The organism is Psychrobacter immobilis (genome assembly GCF_904846065.1).
GTDB classification, from domain to species: domain Bacteria; phylum Pseudomonadota; class Gammaproteobacteria; order Pseudomonadales; family Moraxellaceae; genus Psychrobacter; species Psychrobacter immobilis_H.
In genome coordinates, this window is the sequence record NZ_CAJGZV010000001.1 from 1,383,418 (window position 1) to 1,407,342 (window position 23,925).

At 43.0% G+C, this 23,925-nt stretch carries 19 protein-coding genes and 1 pseudogene; 13 read left to right on the plus strand and 7 right to left on the minus strand.

Going from position 1 to position 23,925, the window contains the following annotated elements; translation table 11 throughout:
- Window positions 1-46: 46 nt before the first annotated feature.
- Window positions 47-2,524: a heavy metal translocating P-type ATPase gene (locus tag JMW64_RS05795; protein WP_109590098.1), complete on the plus strand. Its 2,478-nt coding sequence runs from the start codon at window positions 47-49 to the stop codon at window positions 2,522-2,524.
- Window positions 2,525-2,588: 64 nt separating this feature from the next.
- Window positions 2,589-2,981, plus strand: coding sequence for a Cu(I)-responsive transcriptional regulator (gene cueR, locus JMW64_RS05800; RefSeq protein ID WP_087814389.1), 393 nt, complete (start codon window positions 2,589-2,591; stop codon window positions 2,979-2,981).
- Between the two features lie 369 nt (window positions 2,982-3,350).
- On the opposite strand, the gene JMW64_RS05805 is transcribed toward cueR, so the two are convergent.
- The 4 genes from JMW64_RS05805 to lipB all read right to left on the minus strand — a co-directional run bounded on the left by JMW64_RS05805 (window position 3,351) and on the right by lipB (window position 6,003).
- Window positions 3,351-3,677 carry a ribonuclease E inhibitor RraB gene (locus JMW64_RS05805; protein WP_087814390.1) on the minus strand — a complete coding sequence of 109 codons (327 nt, stop codon included), beginning with the start codon at window positions 3,675-3,677 and terminating at the stop codon, window positions 3,351-3,353.
- A gap of 175 nt (window positions 3,678-3,852) precedes the next feature.
- Window positions 3,853-4,320: a hypothetical protein gene (locus JMW64_RS05810; protein ID WP_087814391.1), complete on the minus strand. Its 468-nt coding sequence runs from the start codon at window positions 4,318-4,320 to the stop codon at window positions 3,853-3,855.
- Between the two features lie 161 nt (window positions 4,321-4,481).
- Complete coding sequence (locus JMW64_RS05815; protein WP_010198287.1) at window positions 4,482-5,012, minus strand: inorganic diphosphatase; 531 nt, start codon at window positions 5,010-5,012, stop codon at window positions 4,482-4,484.
- Between the two features lie 208 nt (window positions 5,013-5,220).
- A complete protein-coding gene (gene lipB, locus JMW64_RS05820; RefSeq protein ID WP_087814392.1) occupies window positions 5,221-6,003 on the minus strand; it encodes a lipoyl(octanoyl) transferase LipB in 783 nt (260 codons plus the stop codon).
- 602 nt (window positions 6,004-6,605) lie between these two features.
- Here lipB and JMW64_RS05825 point away from each other — a divergent pair.
- The 6 genes and pseudogenes from JMW64_RS05825 to pncB all read left to right on the plus strand — a co-directional run bounded on the left by JMW64_RS05825 (window position 6,606) and on the right by pncB (window position 16,212).
- Window positions 6,606-8,090, plus strand: a complete 1,485-nt coding sequence (locus JMW64_RS05825) for a coniferyl aldehyde dehydrogenase (protein ID WP_176393036.1) — start codon at window positions 6,606-6,608, stop codon at window positions 8,088-8,090.
- Window positions 8,091-8,439: 349 nt separating this feature from the next.
- Window positions 8,440-10,371 (plus strand): glycine betaine ABC transporter substrate-binding protein, encoded by a 1,932-nt coding sequence (locus JMW64_RS05830; protein WP_176393037.1) that lies wholly within the window; start codon window positions 8,440-8,442, stop codon window positions 10,369-10,371.
- A 75-nt stretch (window positions 10,372-10,446) separates the two neighbouring features.
- Window positions 10,447-11,355: an ATP-binding cassette domain-containing protein gene (locus JMW64_RS05835; RefSeq protein ID WP_087814393.1), complete on the plus strand. Its 909-nt coding sequence runs from the start codon at window positions 10,447-10,449 to the stop codon at window positions 11,353-11,355.
- 289 nt (window positions 11,356-11,644) lie between these two features.
- On the plus strand, window positions 11,645-13,459 hold the full coding sequence (gene msrAB / locus JMW64_RS05840) for a bifunctional peptide-methionine (S)-S-oxide reductase MsrA/peptide-methionine (R)-S-oxide reductase MsrB (protein ID WP_087814394.1): 1,815 nt from the start codon (window positions 11,645-11,647) through the stop codon (window positions 13,457-13,459).
- Between the two features lie 327 nt (window positions 13,460-13,786).
- Window positions 13,787-14,883, plus strand: a pseudogene (locus JMW64_RS05845) (RNA-guided endonuclease InsQ/TnpB family protein).
- A gap of 87 nt (window positions 14,884-14,970) precedes the next feature.
- Window positions 14,971-16,212 carry a nicotinate phosphoribosyltransferase gene (pncB, locus tag JMW64_RS05850; RefSeq protein WP_087815655.1) on the plus strand — a complete coding sequence of 414 codons (1,242 nt, stop codon included), beginning with the start codon at window positions 14,971-14,973 and terminating at the stop codon, window positions 16,210-16,212.
- A 12-nt stretch (window positions 16,213-16,224) separates the two neighbouring features.
- Here pncB and xseB read toward each other — a convergent pair whose 3' ends face one another.
- The 3 genes from xseB to JMW64_RS05865 all read right to left on the minus strand — a co-directional run bounded on the left by xseB (window position 16,225) and on the right by JMW64_RS05865 (window position 18,652).
- The gene (gene xseB, locus JMW64_RS05855; RefSeq protein WP_045446121.1) at window positions 16,225-16,473 is read right to left on the minus strand and encodes an exodeoxyribonuclease VII small subunit; all 249 of its coding nucleotides are present in this window, start codon (window positions 16,471-16,473) and stop codon (window positions 16,225-16,227) included.
- 62 nt (window positions 16,474-16,535) lie between these two features.
- A complete protein-coding gene (xseA, locus tag JMW64_RS05860; protein WP_201553717.1) occupies window positions 16,536-18,050 on the minus strand; it encodes an exodeoxyribonuclease VII large subunit in 1,515 nt (504 codons plus the stop codon).
- A gap of 233 nt (window positions 18,051-18,283) precedes the next feature.
- Window positions 18,284-18,652: a hypothetical protein gene (locus tag JMW64_RS05865; protein ID WP_045446124.1), complete on the minus strand. Its 369-nt coding sequence runs from the start codon at window positions 18,650-18,652 to the stop codon at window positions 18,284-18,286.
- Between the two features lie 314 nt (window positions 18,653-18,966).
- On the opposite strand from JMW64_RS05865, the gene JMW64_RS05870 reads away from it, so the two are divergent.
- From JMW64_RS05870 to JMW64_RS05890, 5 genes are all read left to right on the plus strand, one after another.
- The gene (locus tag JMW64_RS05870; protein ID WP_087815651.1) at window positions 18,967-19,626 is read left to right on the plus strand and encodes an alpha/beta hydrolase; all 660 of its coding nucleotides are present in this window, start codon (window positions 18,967-18,969) and stop codon (window positions 19,624-19,626) included.
- A gap of 128 nt (window positions 19,627-19,754) precedes the next feature.
- Window positions 19,755-20,855, plus strand: a complete 1,101-nt coding sequence (zapE, locus tag JMW64_RS05875) for a cell division protein ZapE (RefSeq protein WP_087815649.1) — start codon at window positions 19,755-19,757, stop codon at window positions 20,853-20,855.
- 189 nt (window positions 20,856-21,044) lie between these two features.
- Entirely contained in the window at window positions 21,045-21,689 is a 645-nt protein-coding gene (locus JMW64_RS05880; RefSeq protein ID WP_087815646.1) for a nitroreductase family protein, read from the plus strand.
- A gap of 177 nt (window positions 21,690-21,866) precedes the next feature.
- Window positions 21,867-23,162 carry an NAD(P)H-dependent glycerol-3-phosphate dehydrogenase gene (locus JMW64_RS05885; RefSeq protein WP_201553718.1) on the plus strand — a complete coding sequence of 432 codons (1,296 nt, stop codon included), beginning with the start codon at window positions 21,867-21,869 and terminating at the stop codon, window positions 23,160-23,162.
- A gap of 84 nt (window positions 23,163-23,246) precedes the next feature.
- A complete protein-coding gene (locus tag JMW64_RS05890) occupies window positions 23,247-23,705 on the plus strand; it encodes a SixA phosphatase family protein (RefSeq protein ID WP_087815644.1) in 459 nt (152 codons plus the stop codon).
- Window positions 23,706-23,925 lie beyond the last annotated feature (220 nt).

Sequence of the window (23,925 nt, forward strand, 5' to 3'; positions counted from 1 at the left end):
CAACCTCTATGCTGTTGATAACAGATTGAACATGATAGAGGATGTTATGAACTCAGAAAATAGTAAGTCTTATCTTTACAATGAAACATTACCCATTGAAGGTATGACCTGTGCTTCCTGTGTGGGGCGGGTGGAAAAAGCATTAAAAAAAGTTGAAGGTGTTGAAAATGCTGAGGTGAATCTTGCGACTGAAAACGCCATGATTTCCTCGTCTCAACCTTTAGATCTTATCGCAGCAACCAAAGCCGTAGAACGAGCCGGTTATAAGGTCTTGGCCTCTCAGCCGATTGAGCTGTCGATAGAAGGTATGACTTGTGCTTCCTGCGTTGGACGGGTAGAAAAAGCCTTAAAAAAAGTTGAAGGCGTACAACAAGCAAACGTCAACCTTGCTACTGAACGCGCATGGGTACAAGGCAACGCTCAAGTACAGAGCAGCGATTTGATTCAAGCCGTTAAAAAAGCGGGGTACACGGCTAAGCAGATTGAGCAGAATGCACGTGTTCGACAGGATAAAAAAGCCACGGAGCAGCAACAGCTGAAACGAGATTTGATGATCTCTTTAATTCTAGCCGTGCCTGTTTTTATTCTAGAAATGGGGTCACATATGATTCCAGCTTTTCATATGTGGGTCATGGACAATATCGGCACGCAACAAAGCTGGCTGATTCAATTTGTTTTGACCACGCTGGTACTCATCTTTCCAGGCCGACGTTTTTATCAAAAAGGTATTCCAGCATTATGGCGCTTGGCTCCAGATATGAATTCATTGGTGGCTGTTGGAACACTGGCGGCTTATAGTTTTTCGCTAGTCGCAACATTTATTCCACAAGTTCTACCTGAGGGTACTGTGAATGTGTATTACGAAGCGGCGGCTGTGATTGTGAGCTTAATTTTATTAGGGCGTTATTTCGAGGCAAAAGCCAAAGGGCGTACCTCTCAAGCCATTCAACATCTAGTGGGTATGCAAGCAAAAACAGCACGTGTTCACCACAATGGGCAAGTGACTGAAGTACCGATTGCAGAGGTGACCACAGAAACGATTGTTGAGATTCGTCCCGGTGAGCGTGTTCCAGTCGATGGTGAAGTAATTGAAGGTCAAAGTTATATTGATGAATCCATGATTACAGGTGAACCCGTTCCTGTCAAAAAACAAGTCGGTGATCAAGTGGTCGGAGGAACAGTCAATCAGAATGGAACCTTAAATTTTCGGGTGACTGCTATCGGAGAATCGTCGGTATTGGCACAAATCATTCGCATGGTTGAACAGGCTCAAGGGTCTAAATTACCGATTCAGGCATTGGTTGATAAAGTCACTATGTGGTTTGTCCCCATGGTCATGCTCTTAGCAATGCTCACTTTTATAGTCTGGTTTATCTTTGGTCCTGACCCTGCGTTGACGTTTAGTCTCGTCAACGCCGTTGCCGTCCTAATCATTGCTTGTCCCTGTGCAATGGGATTGGCAACCCCTACATCCATAATGGTTGGTACAGGTCGCGGCGCAGAAATGGGCGTCTTATTCCGCAAAGGTGAAGCGTTACAAGCTTTACAGGAAGTAAAAGTCATTGCTGTCGATAAAACTGGCACATTGACTGAAGGCAAACCAACCTTAACAGATTTTTATGTCCAACCAGGGTTCGAACGTGAGCAAGTCTTGCGTATTGTGGCATCGGTTGAAGCAAAATCTGAACATCCCATTGCCTTAGCCATTGTTCAGGCCGCAGAGCAACAGAATATTAGCTTATTGCCGATTACCACTTTTGACTCTGTGACGGGATTTGGAATCAAAGCAGGAGTTGAAGGTCAAGCCGTTCATATTGGTGCTGATCGTTATATGCAGCAATTAGGACTTGATGTTACTCCCTTTAAAGACGAAGCCGCGCACTTAGGACAAGAAGCTAAAACCCCCATATATGTCGCGATTGATCAGAAATTGGTTGCTATTATTGCCGTTGCAGATCCCATTAAAGACACCACTTATGCCGCGATTGCAGGTTTACATCAACTGGGCTTAAAAGTAGCAATGATTACAGGGGACAATCGGCATACTGCGCAAGCTATTGCAGCAAAATTACATATTGATCAAGTGATCGCAGAAGTGTTGCCTGATGGAAAAGTAGATGCAATACGTCAACTGCAACAACAATATGGACGAGTGGCTTTTGTTGGTGATGGTATTAATGATGCACCCGCTCTTGCTCAAGCTGATGTCGGACTGGCAATTGGCACAGGGACAGATGTGGCAATTGAAGCCGCAGATGTAGTGTTAATGTCAGGTAGTTTACAAGGGGTTCCTAATGCGATTGCTTTAAGTCAGGCTACCATCAAAAATATTCGACAAAATCTATTTTGGGCATTTTTCTATAACATTGCTTTAATTCCAATTGCCGCAGGGGTTTTATATCCAGCATTTGGAATTTTGTTGTCACCTATTTTTGCAGCAGGCGCAATGGCGCTATCCTCTGTTTTTGTACTAGGTAATGCCTTACGCTTAAAGTACTTTCAGGTGCCCGTGATTAAAGCGTAGAACTGTTAATATAGGGTTAAAGTACCCGTTTGGCTTTAACCCTTTTTATATCAGGAGGAAAGTTATGAATATCGGTCAAGCGTCAGAGCAATCAGGAATCTCTCCCAAAATGATCCGCTATTATGAACAGATTGGGTTACTTGATGCCGCAAAACGCTCAAATTCAGGATATCGAATCTATTCTAAACAAGATATAAAAGACTTATGCTTTTTAAGACAGGCTCGTGATTTAGGTTTTTCGTCCAAACAGATGAAAGAGTTGCTTGATTTGCGGAAAAATACAGATCGGCAGAGTGCTGATGTTAAACAATTGACACTGCAACATATCGCAACTTTGAACCAAAAAATAGCTCAATTGCAAGATATGGTGAGCTCACTACAGATTTCAGCTGATCATTGCTCAGGTGATGCAAACGCCGATTGTGCCATACTAAAAGATCTTGAACAGAATAAATAAAGTAAATTACATGTAATCTCATCTGTTTTTTATGCATATTTCAGTCTAAAAAAACATGTGTCTAAAAGAATACTTTCAGAAAAAATTAAGGCTATGGTTTCCTAGTGAGGACTTGAACACTCGGCTGTAAGCTAATAGTATCAATGGTTTTGCCCACTGAAATAGTCGCAGTATACTTCATGGTGTACTTACCATATATATTCTATCTGTGATCGGTGCGCTATACAGGAGTCGAACTACTAGTTTTAGATATGACTTTCATGACTATGAAATTTACAGTATAGGTTATGACTACTGAGCTGTTTGATTAAAATCTATAAGGTTTATCTCTACAGTTTGTTCAATATAACTCAAAGGTTGGTTTTTGATTTAATTACCAAAAGATCCAAAACCATCTATATAACCACCATACGGCTCTGCTATAGCATTCAGTAATGATTCAGTTTCTACTACATCATAATAGTTAGGAATCATGGATATTTTACAATAGCATGTAAAATCATCTTCTTCCTCTTCAATGCTGAAAGTAGTATTTGGTAAAGCTTCCTTAATTTTTTCTACTACTAAGATTCCAAAACTCTCAGATGGTACTGAGATAAAAAAATCTATTTCGATCATTTTTGTCAAATCTGTTCCATCATCTTTTAATCTTTGCAATGCATTTCCAGTATTATCATTCGGTAGTTCCTTATTCATCTTGATGTCCTTTGTTCATATTTAAAGTAATAGAGATATTAGAAAAGGCTATACCTCAAAGAAACCAGTTATTTCAGCCCTCATGCGTATTAGTAGACTACTTAAAACAGACTGATATAACAGAACCACTTATAACAGACTATAAAAAAATTAACACGACGATATCCTGTCCTATTTAACCAAATACTCGCCATAATATCCAAAATAATCCAGCCATAATGATGGCAATCACCAATAGCCGTTTCAGCCAATAGGGTATCAGCGGTTTTTTATAGCCTAAATCATTAAGCTGGCTGTCCACACCATTTTGTAGACTCTTGAATCCTCGACTTTGCTTAGTCGTTTTGACGCGATTTTTTATCAGATGTCCAGCTTCATCCTCAGCACCTTGCTCTCTATCAAAGCTAATAGCATGGTTAGGAATGCCTTGCTTGCTGGCGATAGTGTTGAGTTTTTGCTGCTGCTTCACCTTTAGTTGTGTCTCATAGGCATCAATCCTATTCTTGGCGTCATCCATACTAATGTCTTCATCTGCCGCCAAAGTTTTGATCGCCATCACTAAATTGTTTTTTTCGATCATCATGATGACGTCTCTTGGCAGCTTTGGGTTGACTGGTTTTGAGCTAGGGTCGGGGTTAAACATGACTGTCCTTATGGCGATATGAAAAATAGGCATCGATAGTGTTGATTATTATAACCATTTTATAGCAGTAATATTCAATCAAAAAAATACCGCAATCACGATAATGACTGCGGCATTTTAATAGCTATCCTTTATTAGCATTTCTGCCAATTTTTGATAGCCTATAGGTCTTTCCAGCGTTGGATAGACTCTTTGATGACTTCTTTTGCTTCTGCAACGTCGCCCCAAGATTCAACGACCGTAGTGCCTGGTTTTTTCAGATCTTTATAGTGGCTGAAATGGAACTCTAACTGGTTGATTAGCTGCTTTGGTAGATCCGCTAGGCTGTTATAAGCGTTGCCTGTATCACGGTCGTCAGCAGGTACGACGACGATCTTGTCATCGACTTCGCCATCATCAACGAACTTCATCACACCAATGACTTTGGCTTTTAAGAAAATACCAGTTGGTAGCGGCTGCTCAGTCAGCAATAACACGTCAAGCTCATCACCATCTTCGTCAAGCGTTTGCGGTATAAAACCATAGTTACAAGGCTTGGCAAAAATCTGTGGATCAATACGATCAAGCTCAAATACCGCCAGTTCACGATTCCACTCAATTTTATGGCTGCTACCAGCTGGGATTTCTACTACTACGTTGATAATGCCGCCGTCTACATCGCCTGCGTCCAAAATTTTGTTAAAATCTGCCATAAAGTACTCCAATTTGCTTTTGTTTTAAGTGCTTGAATAATAAGTGATGATAAAAGAATAACGTTGCGGCACTGCGATATTATCACTGTGCCCAATATGTGCCGCCTGCGATTATAACAAGTTTGACTCAAATTTTCTCACAATGCTTAAGTCTAAGCGTGCACGATATTATGCAAAAAAAGATTATGCAAAAACGGACCTAAAGACCTCACTTGGGTGCGAGTGCGCGTAGCTCAATGAGTCCAGCATGACGCTTAGCAATGTTATCAATAAGTTTTTGGGTCACTTGTTCATAGCTTAAGGCTTCACCAGTTTGTTCATCTGACTCTTTTTGCATAGCCGTAAAGTCGGATAACCGTAACATTTGCATCCCCGCATAGCCGCACGGATTAATCGCATTAAATGCGGATAAGTCACAATTTAAATTAAGCGCGATACCGTGATAGCTAAATCCATGTTTAATTTTGAAGCCTAACGATGCCATTTTTCCAAGCATCATTTTATCATCCGCTACAGATGTATCAGCATATAGATAAACACCGGGTGCGTCACGGCGCGCATGGGCGCTGATGGCTGTTGTGTCTGATGAAGCAGGATTTTGCAAACAGTCATTGATGACGTCTTCGATTGCTTGCTCGGCATGCGAGACCAAGTTGCGCACACTCCAGCCCAAGCTATTCAAATCGAACAACCAATAAATAACCAGCTGCCCGTGACCATGCCATGTCACTTGACCGCCGCGATCCGTTTTTATAATAGGCGTATTGGTACGTTGCAAGATGTGCTCTTCTTTACCTGCTTGCCCTAAAGTATACACATCATTGTGATCGACAATCCATAATTCGTCAGGTGTGCGCAGTCCTTGCTGTTTTTTTAAGTCAATACGTGCAAGTGTACGTGCTAGCATCGCATCGAGAGTGGGAACGTAATCGGCTGTTGTTAGAGATTTGCTGATCAGTGTGTCATTAAGCTGTTGCGTGGTGTTTTGCATGAGAGTCGCAGTCTTATTGTGGTCTGGTTCGAAGAGGTGTATCACTGATATTTAGTCGTGATATCGATAGTGAGTGTAGCAGTTTTTGCGATTGGTACCCAAGATTATCTCTGGTCACGCTGTAAAACTCAACAATCAAAACACTGATAAATGCCCTAACGGAGTAGCCATAATAAGCAAAAGTTCTCAGTGCTTAATATGAAATTTCTAGCATTGTGATGCGTGTTTATAGACACTTATTTCATACAGACGCAGGAGTCAACTTAATGTGCTGTTCATTGATTCGTTGATGCGCTACATTAAAGTGCAATGAATGGAATCGCATTACTTATGTTCAGGGGTTGCCATCAATGCAACCCGCTGATTAGGGCGTGTCCTTAATTCAATAGATTACTTTCTAAATGGGCTGAAAATGGCTAAATTTTGCCAAACATCGTCAAATAGCTTCTTAATATCTCGATATTATTTGCGCTACTTTCCTTGTTTGACGGCAATTTATCTCATGTTTATCACCATTTTTAAAATGAGGATAAGCCCTAGAAATACAGAGTCTCTAACCCAATAGAGTATATTGACTCCAACGCAGATGACAAGGAAGATAAATGACAGATAATAATCAAAACATGAATGAGCAGACCTCAATCGACACGGATATGTTGCAGCAACCTGCGCCAAAATCGCCTAGTATTGCTAATACGGTTGATGAGATGCGAGCGCAATTTTTACGCTTACAAACACTCAGTCGCACGCAGCCAATCAATGACTGGGCCACTCGTGAAACCCAACTAGACAGTCTAGAAGTCATGCTTAGCGATAACCAAGCCAGTTTCGCCAAAGCGATCAGTGCCGACTTTGGTTATCGTAGCGAATCAGAGACCCAGTTTGCCGAGTTGTTTCCTAGCTTTACTGGTATCAGTCATGCCAAAAAGCACGGTAAAAAATGGATGAAAGTTCAGCGGGCTTCTATTTCAGCGCTGTATATGCCAGCTCATAATGAAATCCAGCCTCAGCCATTGGGCGTGGTTGGTATCATGGTGCCTTGGAACTATCCGTTATTTTTAGCAGTAGGACCGATGATTGATGCACTCACTGCTGGCAACAGAGTTATGATCAAGATGAGTGAAGCGGCACCGCAATTTGCCCAAGCATTTGCCAGTGCGATTGCTCGTTATTTTTCACCAGACATGATTTGTGTAGTACTGGGTGAGGTAGACATTGCGGTTGCTTTTAGTGAGCTGCCTTTTGATCATCTGCTTTATACGGGCTCTACGGCTGTGGGCAAAAAAGTCATGGCGGCGGCGGCTCCTAACTTAACACCCGTCACGCTCGAGCTGGGCGGTAAATCACCGGTCGTCGTGTTAGAGGGCGCAAACTTAGAAAACGCCGTCAATCGTGTGATGATGGGCAAAACACTAAATGCGGGTCAGACCTGTATTGCCCCTGATTATGTACTGATTCAGCGCCAATATCATGAAGAGTTTATCCGTTTAGCAAAAGAGTGGATGGAAAAGCACTATCCAAATATTGAGAGCAATCCAGATTACTCACGTATTATCAATGGCGAGCAATTTAAGCGTGTCAAAGGCTATCTAGATGCATTATCGAGCGATGGGATCCATAAGCTCACTGATGCTGAGTCTAATATCGAAACGCGTCTAATGCCGCCTGTCATCGTGAGTGAGCCTGCCCCCGATAGTGATGTGATGCAGGAAGAGATTTTTGCGCCGATTTTGCCATTGATGCATTACGATACGCTTGATGATGCCATTCATTTTGTCAACGAGCGACCACGCCCACTGGCGTTATACGTTTTTGGTGATAACTATAACGCCCTAGAGAAAGTACGTAACAATACGGTCTCTGGTGGCCTATGTATTAATGAAGTGCTGATACATGTTGCCCAGCATGACTTACCGTTTGGCGGGGTTGGCGATTCAGGAACGGGGGCTTACCATGGTAAAGCGGGATTCGAGCGTCTTAGCCATATGAAACCAGTATTTGTACAATCCAAGTTAAATGGGTTGAATTTGTTGTTGCCACCTTATGGCGGGTTGTTTAAAAAAGCCATGGCAATGTTTTTAAAATAACAAATGCTAAAGTGAGCAAAGTTGACATAACTTTCGTTCAAGTAAACAAAAATACCTAATCATTGTGAGCAATCATATAAGCAACTTTAAAAAACAGCATCTATCTCAATAGGTGCTATTTTTTTGTATAAAAGTAAGCGATAAAAAATTAATGAGCATTTGTCATCTTGTCTATAAATCGCTACACTTTGTAGTGAGCCTAAACGATAGTAGTATTAGTTTTAGATGAAGACGTTGTCTAGTCTTCAACGACTGAATGAGTCAAAAGCAATACACGCTTGGCGTAAAGCAATAATGTTATTGACTTGGGCGTTCATTTCCATAATAAAAATTATAAATAGGACATCTTATGCGCCAATGGATTGCGTTAAGTTTACTATGCATGAGCGTGCTGTTACTGCCAGTATCGGCATCAGCAGCCTGCGACTCACCAATCAAATTTGGCGCTCTGACATGGGAGAGCGGTCAGTTTATCTCTGGGGTGCTTAAGTACATCGCTGAAGATGGCTATGATTGTACAATTGAAGAGGTGCCGGGTGCTGGTCCTGCACTCGAAACGGCATTGTCACAAAACGACATTCAAGTGATTGGGGAGCAGTGGGTTGGACGCTCGCCAATTATGGAACAAGCCATCGAGCAGAATAAAGTGGCAGTCATCGGTGATACGCTCAAAGGCGGCGCAACTCAAGGTTGGTATGTACCCAAATATGTATTAGAAGAAAACCCAGGTCTACGCAGTTATCAAGATTTGCCTAAATATGCTGAGCTGTTTAAAGATCCTGAAGACCCTAGCAAATCACGCTTTATGAATTGTCCGTCTGGTTGGACGTGTGAGATTTTCAATACTCGCTTGCTGAAGAATACAGGTTTGGACAGTATCTTTAATAATGCCCATCCCGGCACTGGGGCAGCGCTCGACGCTGAGATTGCCTCTGCTTTTGAGCAACATAAGCCACTACTGTTTTATTACTGGCAGCCTACGGGCTTGATGGCAAAATATGACTTTGCGCCATTAGAGTTCCCTGCCCATGATGACGCTTGTTGGCAAGATTTGTTACGAGCGGATGGCACCGCCGATTGTGTGTCTGGCTTCCCTGTCTCACCTTTAGGTATCGCAGTATCTACCCCCTTTATTGAATCCAATCCAGAGCTTGCTGATGTCTTTAAAAAAGTTCAGTTTAGCTCCGATGAGCTCAATGGTGCTATCTTGGAGATGAGTGAAAATAAACGCAGTGGCGATGAGCAAGCACTAGCATTTTTGCGTAAATATCCGAGCGTCTGGCAAGCATGGTTGTCTGATGAAGCAGCCAGTAACCTTGCGGCTAAGCTAGGCATCAGCTTAACGGGCGAGGCTATCACTTCAGATGCAACCGTCTCTAGCACTAATCGAGCGACCTCATTATCGAGCTTTCCTTCTTGGTCACTTGAGACGCCGCTTAATAATACATTAGCAAGCGTTGTCCAAAATTATGGCGATGTGTTTCGTACTGTCAGTACCATGGCGTTAACCTATCTATTGCTACCGATTGAGCGTCTATTAACCACTATGCCGCCTTGGCTTATCATTGCGCTTGTGAGCGTATTGGCATGGTTTGGTGTCCGTAAAATCTGGTTTGCACTGGCATGCGGCGCAGGACTTTTTCTCATTGGTGCATTTGGACTATGGGGCGCATTGATTGATACCTTGGCACTGCTCATCGTATCAGTGTTGGTGACCGTCGTGATTGGTATTCCTATAGGCATTGCTATGTCGGGCAGTAAAATTCTTCGCAAGGTTGTGACGCCAATACTGGATGTGATGCAGACCATGCCAAGTTTTGTCTATTTGATACCCGTATTAATGTTATTTGGGATTGGCAAAGTGCCTGCGTTATTTGCCACTATTATTTATGCCTTGCCACCACTGATTCGGCTGACGACATTGGGGATTACCCAAGTCAATCATGAGATGGTCGAAGCAGGGCGCTCGTTCGGTAGCACACACTTGCAGCTGCTCATTTGGATTAAATTGCCGCAAGCATTACCCAGTATTATGGCGGGCGTGAATCAAGCGGTGATGATGTCGCTCTCTATGGTGGTGCTCGCGTCTATGATTGGCGCACCGGGGCTTGGTGAAGATGTGTTGCAATCGATTCAAACGCTTAATATCGGTCAGGGCTTGCAAGCAGGTACGGCGATTGTCATCGTTGCCATTATCATTGACCGTATCACCCAAGCGTTCGGTCAAGGCAAGCGTGCTCGGCAAAAAACCATCGATGCTGGCAGGCATCCCATTGGTTAATTATCAGTGCCCTGGTCGAATGTTCAACACGCCCTAATCATAATGATAACTAGAAAAATAAAAATGAGAGCCATCATGAATCATATTCAATTGGAAAATATCAGCAAGATTTATAATGCCAATAGCTCGCAAGCAAAGTCTGCATTGGCATTACTAGCAGAAGGTATGGATAGTATTCAGGTAAAGGAACAAACAGGCTATTCGGTCGGGCTTTATGACATCAATTTAAGCGTTAAAGCAGGTGAGCTGCATTGTATTATGGGCTTGTCAGGTTCAGGAAAATCAACCTTGATACGCCATATCAATCGTTTGATTGACCCAACCAGCGGTAAAATATGGGTTGATACTTCTATTAATGCTAAGCCGTCTACTATTGCTAAGCCCTCCACTAATGCCAAACCCTCTGCTGATGTATTAGAAAATGGAAGATCATCGTCTGCTATTAATATTTTAGAGCTAAATGATAAAGCGCTACAGCATTATCGCCAGCAGACACTCAGTATGGTTTTTCAGCATTTTGGTTTGGTGCCACATATGACGGTGCTGCAAAACGTCGCTTACGGCTTGCGAGTGCGAAAAATGAGTATCAAAGAACGCCACGAGGTTGCTCGGCATTGGCTTAATGAAGTTGGGCTAGCAAATTTGGAGAAAAGTTACCCTGATGAGCTGTCAGGAGGGATGCAGCAGCGAGTAGGGCTTGCGCGTGCCTTAGCAACCGACAATCAAATATTGCTGATGGACGAGGCTTTCTCTGCCCTTGATCCCCTTATTCGTGCCCAATTACAAGACCAACTACTTGAGCTACAAGCACGGCTAAACAAAACCATCGTCTTTATCACTCATGATATCGATGAAGCGATTAAGGTCGGTCAGCGGATTAGTATTTTAAATGGCGGGCGTTTGGTACAAACGGATACACCCAGTGAATTACGCCACAACCCAGCTGATGAGTATGTGGCGCAATTTATGCGTGCCAAAATTTAATTTAAAAATAATACGACGTTTTTTTAAATGCTGTTTTATAAATTACACCTGCAAAATGATAGATTTCTGTCTATATCATTATTCTTACACTGGTGTTAAAAAAGTGTAGCAACCCCTTAGTTACTATTAAAGTAAACTCCATCATCGATGTATACTATTAAGATACTCTAATAGTGTATTAGCTTTGCTAAAATCTTGATTTATCCACTCTCATTGATTACGTAAGAAGATCATGAGCGAGCATAAAAACTCAGTTTATGATCGTAAGACTTCGTAAAAAGGACCTCGCATGCCGCATAAGAAAATTCGCCATAATGATCATAGTCATACTAATAAGTTAGCGACAGACTCACCATGTGATTCATCACGTTGGCTAAAAAACATTAGTGCCGTTGGTGTCACGACAGTACTGAGTGCTGGCATATTGGTCGCTTGTGGACAAATGAGTAGTGCGGAGAGCAATGCAAGTAGCACGACTAAATCAGCCAAGCAAAACAGTGGAGTGACTAGCTCACGTGACATGCTGCCTTCCGATATGCTTGGACAAATGCGAGCGCTGCCGCAATTGACAAAAGGCTTAGGTGACACGGGCACAGCAGTCATTGACCCTAATAAACCGACATTGATTAAATTTTGGGCAAGCTGGTGCCCATTATGTTTGGGTACGTTGGCAGAAACCGAAGAATGGCGCACCGATCCCAAGTTCGCTGATTTAAATGTCGTGACTGTTGTCAGTCCCGGTCATCTAAACGAAAAAGCCGATAGCGACTTTAGCACTTGGTATGCAGGCGTCCAAGCAGACTATCCAAAGCTACCAGTATTGTCTGACGCTTCAGGCGAGCTGATTAATAAACTTGGTGTGCAAGTTTATCCAAGCTGGGCGATACTCGATAAAAGCGGCAACTTGGTGCATTTGGTGAAAGGCAATATATCGGCAGAGCAAGCCTATGCCCTTGCTGAAAATGCCAATAATGATTTTGCTGAGCTTAAAGCAGGGAGTGCTAAACCAGCAAACGCGCAAACCTTAGACAACAACAGCAAGATTGAAACCATCAAACAAAAAGAGGGCGTTTATTATAACGATAAAGGCAAAGCGATTAATACGCGCTCAATCTACTTGGCGGGCGGCTGCTTTTGGGGCGTAGAAGCTTACATGGAGCGCGTCGAGGGTGTGGTCGACGCTGTATCAGGCTATGCCAACGGTGATACCGCCAATCCAAGTTACGAGCAAGTGATTCGTGGTTCAGGTCATGCCGAAGCCGTCAAAGTCACTTACGATGCGGATAAAACAGACCTTGATACTATCTTAAAATACTACTTCCGCGTGATAGATCCAACCAGCCTCAACAAACAAGGCAATGATCACGGTGTGCAGTACCGCTCAGGCGTTTATTACACCGATAAAGAAGATAAAGCAGTGATTGATGCTGCCCTCCAACGTGTGCAAAGCCAGTATAAACAAAAAATTGTAGTAGAAAATGAGCCGCTAGACAATTTCTACTTAGCTGAAATGTACCATCAGGATTATCTGGCAAAAAATCCAAACGGCTATTGTCATGTTGATTTAAGCCTTGCCGATGATAAACCAGAAGGTACTGCGCGTACCAAGCTTGCACCTGTAAGTACCGTTGCTGAGACTTTAAATCCTAAGCGTTACGCAGGATTTGATAAAGGCGCGCTCAAAAACACCTTGACCAAAGCACAATACAATATCACGCAAGATGCCGGTACTGAGCGCGCCTTTAGCCATGAATATGATAATTTATTTGCGCCGGGTATCTATGTCGATGTGGTGAGCGGTGAGCCTTTATTTTTATCAACTGATAAATACCAATCTGGCTGTGGTTGGCCAAGCTTTACCAAGCCGATTGACATGCAAGTCATTACCCAGCATGAAGACACCGCTTTTAATATGGTACGCACTGAAGTTCGCTCGCGAGTAGCAGACTCACATCTGGGTCATGTATTCCCTGATGGGCCAAAAGATCGTGGCGGGCTGCGCTATTGTATCAATGGCGGGGCGCTACAGTTTATTCCAGTCGATGTGATGCCGCAGTCAGGCTATGCGCCATTAGTGAAGTTGGTTAAGCCTGCAAAACCTTAATTATTAATACTGATAATCGACTTTATATAGAGACGTTAAGATAATTCTTAGCGTCTTTTTTATGATTGATGCCTTGAGCATAATTACTATCACAGCATGATGGTTCGTTTTATTATCGTTGTATTTTTGCTGTTATAGCCGTTGAATTATGAAAAACCAACCAAACTTCGTTATACTCAAAAGCTGAGCGTTTTCTATTATTAATACTTTTATCATCTAGCGCCGTAAAACCACGTCCTTCTAGGGCATGGATATCAGGCGTCAACCGTTGTCACCTAGGATTGAACATACCTTGATAACCAAATACATTGAGATCATAATTACCCCATGAAAACGCTCAAACTACGCATCAAAGACAAACATGCCACTCAGCTAAATATCTTAGCGGGGTCGGTTAACTTTGTCTGGAATTACGTCAATGAGCTAAGTTTTAAACACCTCAAGCGTACTGGTCAATTCTTTTCGGCTTATGATTTGGCTACTTACACCAAAGGTGCGGGTGAATATCTAAACCTACACAGCCAAACCTTACAAGCAGTGACCGAAACCCATGCCAAGGCTCGTAAACAGTTTAAAAAAGCCAAACTCAACTGGCGCACCAATAATCTTAAAGCCAAACGTAGTTCTCTTGGTTGGATTCCGTTTAAAAAGACCGCTATTAAGCATATCAGCACCCGCCAAAGTGGTAAAAAGTGTCTAAAAAGCACCCTGCAATTCAGCTTAGCTAAAGGTAAAAAACTCACTATTGACCTATGGGACAGCTATAACTTAGCGCTCTACACCATCAATACTTGCGAATTGGTACAGGACCATCGCGGTCACTGGTACGTCTGTGTGACGGTTAAAGAATTTCCAAAAACAGCGTGTGGCACTGGTCAAGTCGGTATTGATTTAGGTTGCAAAGATTCAGCAGTCAGTAGTGATGGCGACAAACTACAAACCAAAGTCACTCATCAATATGCTGAAAAACTGGCCATTGCTCAAAGAGCTAAGAATAAAAAGCGGGTCAAGGCCATTCACGCCAAGATTAAAAATACCCGTCAAGACCTTATTCATAAATTCACATCAAAGCTTGTCAAAGCCAACAGCCTAATTGTTGTTGGTAAAATAAAATCAACATCATTCACTAAGGGCAAACTTGCCAAATCCGTCTATGACGCAGGTTGGTTTGAAATTAAGCGGCAACTGGATTATAAATGCGCGAACGCAGGTTGCCACTATATCGAAGTGAATGAAGCGTACACCACCCAAACCTGCTCGTGTTGCGGCTCTCGCCAAGACAGTCCGAAAGGTAGATCAGCGCTTGGTATAAGAGTATGGTTTTGTCGTTCTTGTAAAACGACCCATAACAGAGATGTTAATGGAGCAAAAAACATTCTCGCGGTCGGGCTTGGCCGTCTTTAGTAGGAATCCCCCTCCTTTGAGGGCGGGGAGGAAGTCAAAGTTATGTATACCTATTTCGTCGCTGGATTTGTTTGGCGGCTTTTCATTTTTGTATTTAAGGCTGTAACATGACCGTTACTCATACCTCTAAACCTTTCGAACCTATTATTACCTCTTTACTCGATAATGATTTATATAAATTTACGATGCTGCAAGCCATGCTGCATCAGTTTCCACAGACACATGGTGTGTATCGCTTTCGCTGCCGTAATAATAAAGACACGCTGTATCCATTGGCTGATATTAAAGATGATCTAGAGCAGCAGTTAGACAATTTATGTGAATTACGATTTTTAGAGGATGAACTAGAGTACTTACGTGGTTTGCGCTTTATGCGCTCAGACTTCGTTGACTATCTAGAATTGTTTAAGTTGAAACGTCGTTTTATTACCGTCAGTACGGATGATAAAGGTCGCTTATTTATCGATATCGAAGGACCGATGATTCAAGCGATGTTCTTTGAAGTGTTTGTACTCGCCATCGTTAATGAGCTGTATTTTGATGCGCTATCGAATGCCAGTGTGATTGAAGAAGGGCAGCGCAGATTGGATGAAAAAGTCACATTGTTGCATCAATATGCGACAGAGCAGGCAAAATGTGATGCTAATACCCCGCCATTAATTATCGCTGATTTTGGTACTCGTAGACGTTTTAGCAAAGCTTGGCAAGCCCATGTGGTTGAGACTTTGCATAAAGCGGAACCAAAAATAGTGAGCGGTACTTCCAACGTGTATTTAGCAAAAAAGCTGGGAATGACGCCAATCGGTACGATGGCACATGAATTTATGCAGGCATTTCAGGCTTTGGATGTGCGTTTACGTGATTCACAAAAAGCGGCGCTTGAAGCGTGGGTGCATGAGTATCGAGGCGATTTGGGTATTGCGCTGACCGATGTCGTTGGGATGGATGCGTTTTTACGTGACTTTGATTTGTATTTCGCTAAGCTGTTTGATGGTTTACGTCACGATAGCGGTGACCCGTATATCTGGGGTGATAAGGCGATTGCTCATTATAAAAATCTTAAAATAGACCCAAGAACCAAGATTTTAACCTTTAGTGATGGCTTAGATTTGGATAAAGCTTGGGATTTACATCAGTATTTTAAAGGTCAAATAAAGACCAGCTTTGGTATTGGTACCAACCTCACCAATGATATGGGTATCACCCCGATAAATATTGTCTTAAAATTGGTGGAATGCAATGGGCAGCCAGTCGCTAAACTGTCAGACAGTCCAGGCAAGACCATGATTAATAACGACACGTATCTTGCCTATTTGCGCCAAGTATTTGAAGTCGACGAGCCTGAATAGAATTGACTTAACTTAACTGTCGCTATTCTCTGTTTTATCTTCTTCTTCAGCAAAAGCGGCATCTAGTGCTTGCTGTACCGCATTGATACGGGTTTCGCAAACGCGATAAGCAGCAATCGACTCTTCAACAGTCGTCATCAGATTATCAATATCTGGCTCATCTTGTTGCTGTAATTCAGCGGCATTGGTTTTTAGAATATCATAAGCCGCTTTAAAGGTTTTTGGGGCGGCTTTTTTGCGTTTGCGAGTAGGGGTTGTCATAAGGTTTCCTAATTTTAAAATAAAGTCTTTGATTAAGTTGAATCGACGGTAGGTTGTACTTCTTATTTATTAATATTTACGTCAATAATCTGTGCTTTTGCTTTACCGTCTTTTAAGAGAATGTGCACCGTTTGTTCTGGATGGAGCTGCGTACCGCTGGTCAGTATTTGCTTGTCTTTTGCATCAGTAAGCATGGTATAGCCTTGCTTGAGCACCCGAGAAGGACGGTGCAGGAGCACAATATCACGCAGATGTTCGCTATCACGCTGTGCTTGTATTAACTGCTGCTGTGCGGAATGCATAATCGTTTTTTGGTTATTTTGACTGGCGCTAGCAGCCACTGTTAACTGCTGATAGGCAGCCGCTTGAGTCTGTGTGCGTAGCTCGCTGGTGAGTCTGGCGGCTTGCTTGACTTGGCGCTGAGCGCTTTGCTGAATACTACGCCACGCATAATCACTGTCTTTTTGCAGAGCGGTTAATTGACCAATTGTTTGTGATTGTATTTGGCTCAACTGGCGTGTCGTTTGTTGTGCAGCGGTGCTTAATTGACGCTGAGCAGCTTGTTTTATTTGCGCTTGGTATTGCAGCGTTTGAGTGACGAGCTGGGCTAAATGCGTCATGATAGCGGCAATCACCTTTGATGGGGTATCAAAGCTAGTATGCGCGACTTCATCTAAGATCACTTTATCACGCTCGTGACCAATGCCAACCCAGACAGGGATAGGCTGCTCGGCAACCAATGCTGCCAATTCATAATCATTTAGATAGGCTAAATCACCGACCGCACCGCCGCCACGAATAATGACTAATAAGTCTGGCAGGTGCTTATAAGTATCAAAAAACTGCTGCTGGGCGTTAACGATTGCTTGGCGGATCTCGCTTGGCGCATGATTACCCTGAAAGGTCGCATTATGATAATGGAAATGACAGGCACCTGTGCGCGCTAAGCGATCAGCGTCGGCTTGAAAATCGCCTAATCCAGCGGCTTTTTCAGGGGCAATGACCAGCACATGCTCAATATCAAATGGAACAGGCAGCTGTTGATTCAGGTTTAATAAGCCTTCTCCCGTCAAGCGGTCGACCATCTCTGCATACTGCCGCGCCAAGTCGCCTAACGTGTAGCTAGGGTCAATATCTTCAATAGTGAGAGAGAAGCCATATTGCGCATGGAAGCCTGCGGATACTTTGAGCAATACTGTCAAATCACGATCAAGGGGCATGCCAGTTGCGCGCTCAAATTTTGCTAAGACGCGTGCTGCTTTAAAGCGCCAAAGATTGCCGCGGCAACTAGCAATGACCTTACCGTCATCATCTTTTTCTGCCAATTCAAAGTAATAATGCCCGCCTTTACTAGATAGATTGCGAATCTCTGCTTTTACCCATACACGGTGGTTAAAGGTCTGTTTGATAACCATATCAACGGCTGATAAATAGTCACTCAACCGCAGAACGGTATCTTCTAAATTGACTTCTATATTGTTTTCTTGCTCAGCTAACTCGGCTTCCAAGGTCGCTAAATCTTTAGCAGGCGCTAATACCTTAGCTGGTTTCATATTTGACAGGTTGGGTTTGCGCATAATAATAGACCAAAAGTGAGGGAGCTTAAAAACGAGCTGTTTATAGAATAAGAGTCATAAAAAATCAGAAAGGATAGTTTACCCCAAAAGCGAGCACACAAAAAGAGAAGCCAACCAGTCAGCGACTAATATATTCTTATCGCTGATTGGTTCGCTAAATACTTTGTTAAATAACAAGATACTTTATTAAATAACGAGCCGCCAAATAAGTGCTTTATGAAATAATAATTATTTTATTGGCAACGAAAGTTGATTTTATACTCGTAATCGTCATCACGTGATAAGTTCGGCGAGCCCGTACCAAGGATCGTACCGAGGACGGCACTGGCTTGCCCAATCATCCGACCGGTATTTTCATCTAAAATACCGTTATAAGTGACTTTGTCATCGACGATAATAACTTGCTTACCTCTGCAAGTCTTTTGTGCGCTGTCTATCGCATTTTGCTGTGCTTTTACTTTGCTATCGGCGATGCCAGTCGTCTCATAAATAGAGTTTGCACGCTGGATAACTGGTGATGAAGGCGTAGTTTGGCAAGCACTTAGGGCGAGTGCTGCCGCCAAAGTAGCAGTCAGTGCAGCGGTTTTATTAATAGTATTCATAAACGATTCCTAATGTCTGTCAGTCATATATAAAGTTGAATATCACAGCAAAGTTGAGGATACGCCATGCACGTATCCGTCCATAGGTGGCTCAACAACTATGATGAATCTACCCTATTCGGCTCTGGGGTGTCTAGTCGGTTATTGTGTGCGGTATTGCAGAGACCGCACATATTCATCATATATTCATAGGCGACGTTTACTTATGATGAGCGAAAATGAAAATAAGCGGTACTATGACACAGCAAATCACTTGAAATATAAACCATATCTAGGATAATTGACCTATTCATTTTTAATCAATAAGTAATTTTATGCCATTAATTCCTGCTCCTGCTGGCGTGCTCGAAGTCGACGCGCTTTGGCAACAAGATAATCCTAACAATCCAAATACCGATACAGTGGCGTTACTGTGTCATCCCAATCCGTTATTCGACGGCACGATGAATAATAAAGTGGTAACGACGATGTATCGCTTTGCTCGTGATAATGGTATGCACGTGGTACGCTTTAACTTTCGCGGTGTCGGGCAGTCGACTGGCGAGCACGATTATGCGGATGGTGAAGTCGTAGATGCAATGACCGTGCTACAATGGATTGCAGAGCAAACCAATGCGCGCAAGTTATGGTTGGGTGGTTTTTCTTTTGGCGGTTATGTGACAGCACGGGTGGCTGAGCAGGTACTTGAAGCCCCTCATATTTGGGGGCTAGGCGATTTTGAGATTACTAAAATCGCCCTTATTGCTCCATCCGTTGAAAAAAATAACAGCAGTGATATAAGCTTGCCAGCCGATAAAACTTTTGAGATTTATGGCAATGCTGATGAAGTGATTGACCCTGATAATATGCAAGCATTTGCGGAGCGATTAGGAATTGCTGTCAGCGTTGTAGAGGGCGCAGGGCACTTTTTTCATGGACGTCTGTCAGAGTTGAAAGGCTTATTAGAAAAGCATACCTTTGGTAGCGACGCTTAGTTGTTACCTAGTAATATTAGGATAGAGAACCGCTATCAAGTCATGAGCTCTGATCGCTTTACTTTGACGAGTTCATGCAGAATCAACCATTACCTTACTATTTATTTTGTCTAATGATGAGTCGTATTATGAGTTTATCTCCATTGCAACGTTACGAGCAAGCCGTCAGTACAGATGAGTTTACTCGAGATGAGCAGCAATTTAAGGCCATGAGCTATCTTGATGAGATACATCATCAGCTCATCAATAGTGCGCCACAGAAGAAAAGCTTTTTTGGCTTTTTAAAGTCCAAGCCGACAGCACCAACGGGGTTGTATATGTGGGGCGGGGTAGGTCGTGGTAAAACATGGATGATGGACATGTTTTATGATTCATTGACCATTGATCGCAAGATGCGTCTGCATTTTCATCATTTCATGCAGCGCGTTCATCAAGAGCTAAACAAGCTGCAAGGTGAGAGTGACCCATTAGAAAAAGTCGCCGACATCATTTATGCAGAAGCGGTTATTATCTGTTTCGATGAGTTCTTTGTTTCTAACGTTTCTGATGCCATGATTTTGGGTGATTTATTTACCATGCTGTTCAATCGTGGTATTACATTGGTCGCCACCTCAAATATTGAGCCATCAGGATTGTATAAAGACGGCTTACATCGTGACCGTTTTATGCCCGCTATCGCTGAAGTAGAGCGTCATACTACGGTGATGAATATCGATTCTGGTATCGACTATCGTTTGCGCGTATTGCAGCAGGCAGAGCTATATGAGTCGCCTATGACGAAAGCGAATCATCATTGGTTAGCCAACCGTTTTGCCAGTTTATCCAATAACCAAAAAATCAGTAATGAGCCAATTACGATTAATGGTCGCGAAATTAGAATTAATGCTCGCACTGAGGATATTTTATTCTGTGATTTCCGTCATTTATGTATGGAGCCACGATCAGCATCTGATTTCATCGAAATCGCCAAGCAGTTCAGCACAGTATTGGTCAATGCCGTGCCTGCCTTAGATGATGACTTACGTGATCCGACCCGTCGGTTTATTTATCTGGTTGATGAGTTTTATGATCGCCGTGTTAAATTGCTGGTTAGAGCGCAGCAGTCGATTTTGGACCTATATCAAGGAGAGAAATTGGCGTTTGAGATTGAACGGACACGCTCGCGCTTACTTGAGATGCAGTCAGAGGATTATCTGCGCATGGAGCATCGGGTCGATGATGCGGCATAATTAAAGCCTCTTCATAGCCGATGATAATCTACAAGTTGTCGATTAAAACACTCATGGTTTTCCATTCAAGTCATTCACACTCAATATTGATATATATTCGTTTGACATAACGTGTTTTTTGACAGTATTGAGAGCCAACCAAAGCATTGGTTTTTTGCATAAAAAGATAATAATAAATAAGGAGCGGTAATGACTACATCCGACGAAAATGATAAAAAACTGTCGACCAAAGACATCACCACTAACAGTATGCCGATTAGCAGTGAAGAAATGATTGGCTGGATCAATTCAAGGCGCAGTATGGGCAATTTGGATACGCCAGCACCCACACATGCCCAAATCGAAACAGCGATTGAGTGTGCGGCGACAGCGCCAGATCATAAAAAACTGCGCCCATGGCGTTTTATAGTGACACAGGGGGACGCCCGTCATGAATTGGGCAATGCCTTGGTCGCAGCGGCTCAAGCTAAAGCGGTGCAAGAGGGCGAAACGCTGTCCGAAAAGGACATCGTAAAAACTCAGGCCATGCCATTAAGAGCGCCCGTCATCATCACAGTTGTCACAAAAATACAAGCGCACAAAAAAGTTCCTCCTTTTGAACAAATGCTAAGTGCGGGTGCAGCTGTACAAAACCTGATTTTGGCGCTAAAAGCCCAAGGTTTTAGTACAGTGTGGCGTACGGGACTGCTATGTAATGAAGCTGCTGTTAAATTATATTTTGACGTTGGTCCAGATGATTATGTGACGGCTTTTGTTTATACTGGCACCAGTCCCAAAAATGAACCCGCCCGTAAACCGATTGATATCGAGTCTTTAGTGCGATTTGAGTCATAATATATCTAAGCGCTGTTTAGTGGCGCTTTTCTCTTGACGAATACCGCTCTCTAAGAAGACAGTCGGTCGTGTAGCAAAAAGATAGATAGCCTCAATACTCCAAAGCGTCATAAGTCATGATAAATAACCCATGATAAATTCTATTAATAATAAATCAGCCAATACGGATAACAGCAAATGACCAGCCCTAATGAGAGCAATAAAGACATAAGTAGCGATAATACTGAGGTGAATACGAATGCCCCTGAAAAGCAAAACAGTCTGCTGGCAGGTATCATCGAACGTGCTACCAAATCGGGTATTGGTCGTAAAAAACTCAATCCTAGCGCGGTAGAATCAGCAGTGGCAAAAAACATGGCGGATATTCACAGCAATCCTACCAAGCTACGTTTGGCGTTTCTAGGCGGTGGTAGTTTTGGTACAGCAATGGCAAACTTGGCTGCACGCAATGGCTGTGATACCACGCTATGGGTACGTAACAAGCGTACGGTAAAAGCGATGATAAAAACGCAGACCAATAAAAAATATTTACCAGGTTATAAGCTTGATGACAGCCTTAAGTACAGCCATGACTTGGCAGCAGCCGTCAAAGACAAAGATATCGTTTTCATCGCTGTGCCTGGCTTAGCTTTTCGTGAGACCCTAAAGAATATTGCACCATTTATCAGTGGTCAGTCTATTGTGTCATTGACCAAAGGTATGGAGAAAGATACTTTTGCCATGATGAGCGACATTATTAAAGATGAGCTACCTGAAGTGAATTTTGGTGTCATGTCGGGGCCAAACCTTGCGATAGAGATCATGAAAAACATGCCATCGGCGACCGTTATCGCCAGTGAGTCTGAGCCCTTGCGCCATGCCGTACAAGCCGCATTACATAGTGCGTTTTTTCGAGTGTTTGCCAGTGATGATGTCAAAGGTGTGGAGCTTGGCGGTGCGCTAAAGAATATCTATGCGATTGCCATGGGAATGGCGGCGGCCTATGATGTCGGTGAAAATACCAAGGCAATGATATTGACTCGTGCTTTGGCAGAGATGAGCCGCTTTGGGGTTGAGGCGGGTGCGAATCCGCTTACCTTCTTAGGATTGTCTGGTGTGGGTGATTTATACGCCACTTGTAGCTCAGAGCTCAGTCGTAACTATCGTATCGGCAACATGCTCGGTCGCGGTATGAGTATTGAGGCCGCGGTGAAAAAACTCGGTCAAACAGCTGAAGGGGTCAATACCATTCAGCAAGTGCATGAGAAAGCTACCAAAGAAGGCATCTACATGCCTATTACCCATGCATTGTATGCGGTCATTTATGAAGATAAAGCAGCATTAGGTGTGGCGTTACATCTCATGGAAGCGGGCTTCCGTAGTGATGTTGAATTTGTAATGGCACATGATCATAGTAATGCGGCGCTAACTGCGCAGATGAAGACGTCAAGCGATAGCACTGATGATGAAAGTGGCGATACTGACAGTAAGTAAAAACCCCAATGTTAAATGATGACGTTGTTCTAAGAATGATTATTCTGCAAACAACGTCATCATGACAATGCATAAAGGAAGGTTATGAAAATTATACTAGTACGTCATGGTCAAGCAGAAGATGAGTCGCGCCCAGACAGCGCGCGCCAGTTAACTGACTTTGGTCAACAGCAAGCAATGCAGACGGCAGAGTATGTGATGACTCACTATCATCCTGATTATTTTGTCGTCAGTCCCTATGATAGAGCACAGCAGACGCTAGCAGCATTTCAGACGCGCGCGCCCAAGGTTCCAGTAATCGTACAGCAAAATATCACGCCTTCTGATGATGCGCGTCAAGCCTTAATAGATATTGCGAATATTGACGCTGAGTGTCTGGTAGTGGTGTGTCATATGTCTATCGTTGCTTATATCGCTGGTTTATTAACCGGTGATTATCCTGAATCATTTTCTCTTGCAGAAGCAAGGGTGTTTGAGATGGAATTTGTAATGGCAGGTATGGCAAAAGAGATTGATCGTTTTGTGCCTGAGCAGCCGTATTGAGATTAGGTCGAATCGTCAGTGATATTGTTGACACTTAGTCTATTGATGCTTAGTGGTGTTAAACTGGCTAAGTAAGGGTTGGCTACTAAAATTTCAGTCGCCAATGCATCAGGTTTTAGCTATTACAGGAGAACAATGATGATAACAAACCAACCTGCATCAGCATGAGATTGTCTGAATCCTATCTTATCCTACATTTAAAGCAGCTTTAATAATTAAG

Bases quoted from the DNA above. Each gene is read 5' to 3' on its own strand.
- JMW64_RS05795 (WP_109590098.1), top strand. From the start codon at position 47: ATGAACTCAGAAAATAGTAAGTCTTATCTTTACAATGAAACATTACCC.
- cueR (WP_087814389.1), top strand. From the start codon at position 2,589: ATGAATATCGGTCAAGCGTCAGAGCAATCAGGAATCTCTCCCAAAATG.
- JMW64_RS05805 (WP_087814390.1), bottom strand. From the start codon at position 3,677: ATGAATAAGGAACTACCGAATGATAATACTGGAAATGCATTGCAAAGA.
- JMW64_RS05810 (WP_087814391.1), bottom strand. From the start codon at position 4,320: ATGTTTAACCCCGACCCTAGCTCAAAACCAGTCAACCCAAAGCTGCCA.
- JMW64_RS05815 (WP_010198287.1), bottom strand. From the start codon at position 5,012: ATGGCAGATTTTAACAAAATTTTGGACGCAGGCGATGTAGACGGCGGC.
- lipB (WP_087814392.1), bottom strand. From the start codon at position 6,003: ATGCAAAACACCACGCAACAGCTTAATGACACACTGATCAGCAAATCT.
- JMW64_RS05825 (WP_176393036.1), top strand. From the start codon at position 6,606: ATGACAGATAATAATCAAAACATGAATGAGCAGACCTCAATCGACACG.
- JMW64_RS05830 (WP_176393037.1), top strand. From the start codon at position 8,440: ATGCGCCAATGGATTGCGTTAAGTTTACTATGCATGAGCGTGCTGTTA.
- JMW64_RS05835 (WP_087814393.1), top strand. From the start codon at position 10,447: ATGAATCATATTCAATTGGAAAATATCAGCAAGATTTATAATGCCAAT.
- msrAB (WP_087814394.1), top strand. From the start codon at position 11,645: ATGCCGCATAAGAAAATTCGCCATAATGATCATAGTCATACTAATAAG.
- pncB (WP_087815655.1), top strand. From the start codon at position 14,971: ATGACCGTTACTCATACCTCTAAACCTTTCGAACCTATTATTACCTCT.
- xseB (WP_045446121.1), bottom strand. From the start codon at position 16,473: ATGACAACCCCTACTCGCAAACGCAAAAAAGCCGCCCCAAAAACCTTT.
- xseA (WP_201553717.1), bottom strand. From the start codon at position 18,050: ATGCGCAAACCCAACCTGTCAAATATGAAACCAGCTAAGGTATTAGCG.
- JMW64_RS05865 (WP_045446124.1), bottom strand. From the start codon at position 18,652: ATGAATACTATTAATAAAACCGCTGCACTGACTGCTACTTTGGCGGCA.
- JMW64_RS05870 (WP_087815651.1), top strand. From the start codon at position 18,967: ATGCCATTAATTCCTGCTCCTGCTGGCGTGCTCGAAGTCGACGCGCTT.
- zapE (WP_087815649.1), top strand. From the start codon at position 19,755: ATGAGTTTATCTCCATTGCAACGTTACGAGCAAGCCGTCAGTACAGAT.
- JMW64_RS05880 (WP_087815646.1), top strand. From the start codon at position 21,045: ATGACTACATCCGACGAAAATGATAAAAAACTGTCGACCAAAGACATC.
- JMW64_RS05885 (WP_201553718.1), top strand. From the start codon at position 21,867: ATGACCAGCCCTAATGAGAGCAATAAAGACATAAGTAGCGATAATACT.
- JMW64_RS05890 (WP_087815644.1), top strand. From the start codon at position 23,247: ATGAAAATTATACTAGTACGTCATGGTCAAGCAGAAGATGAGTCGCGC.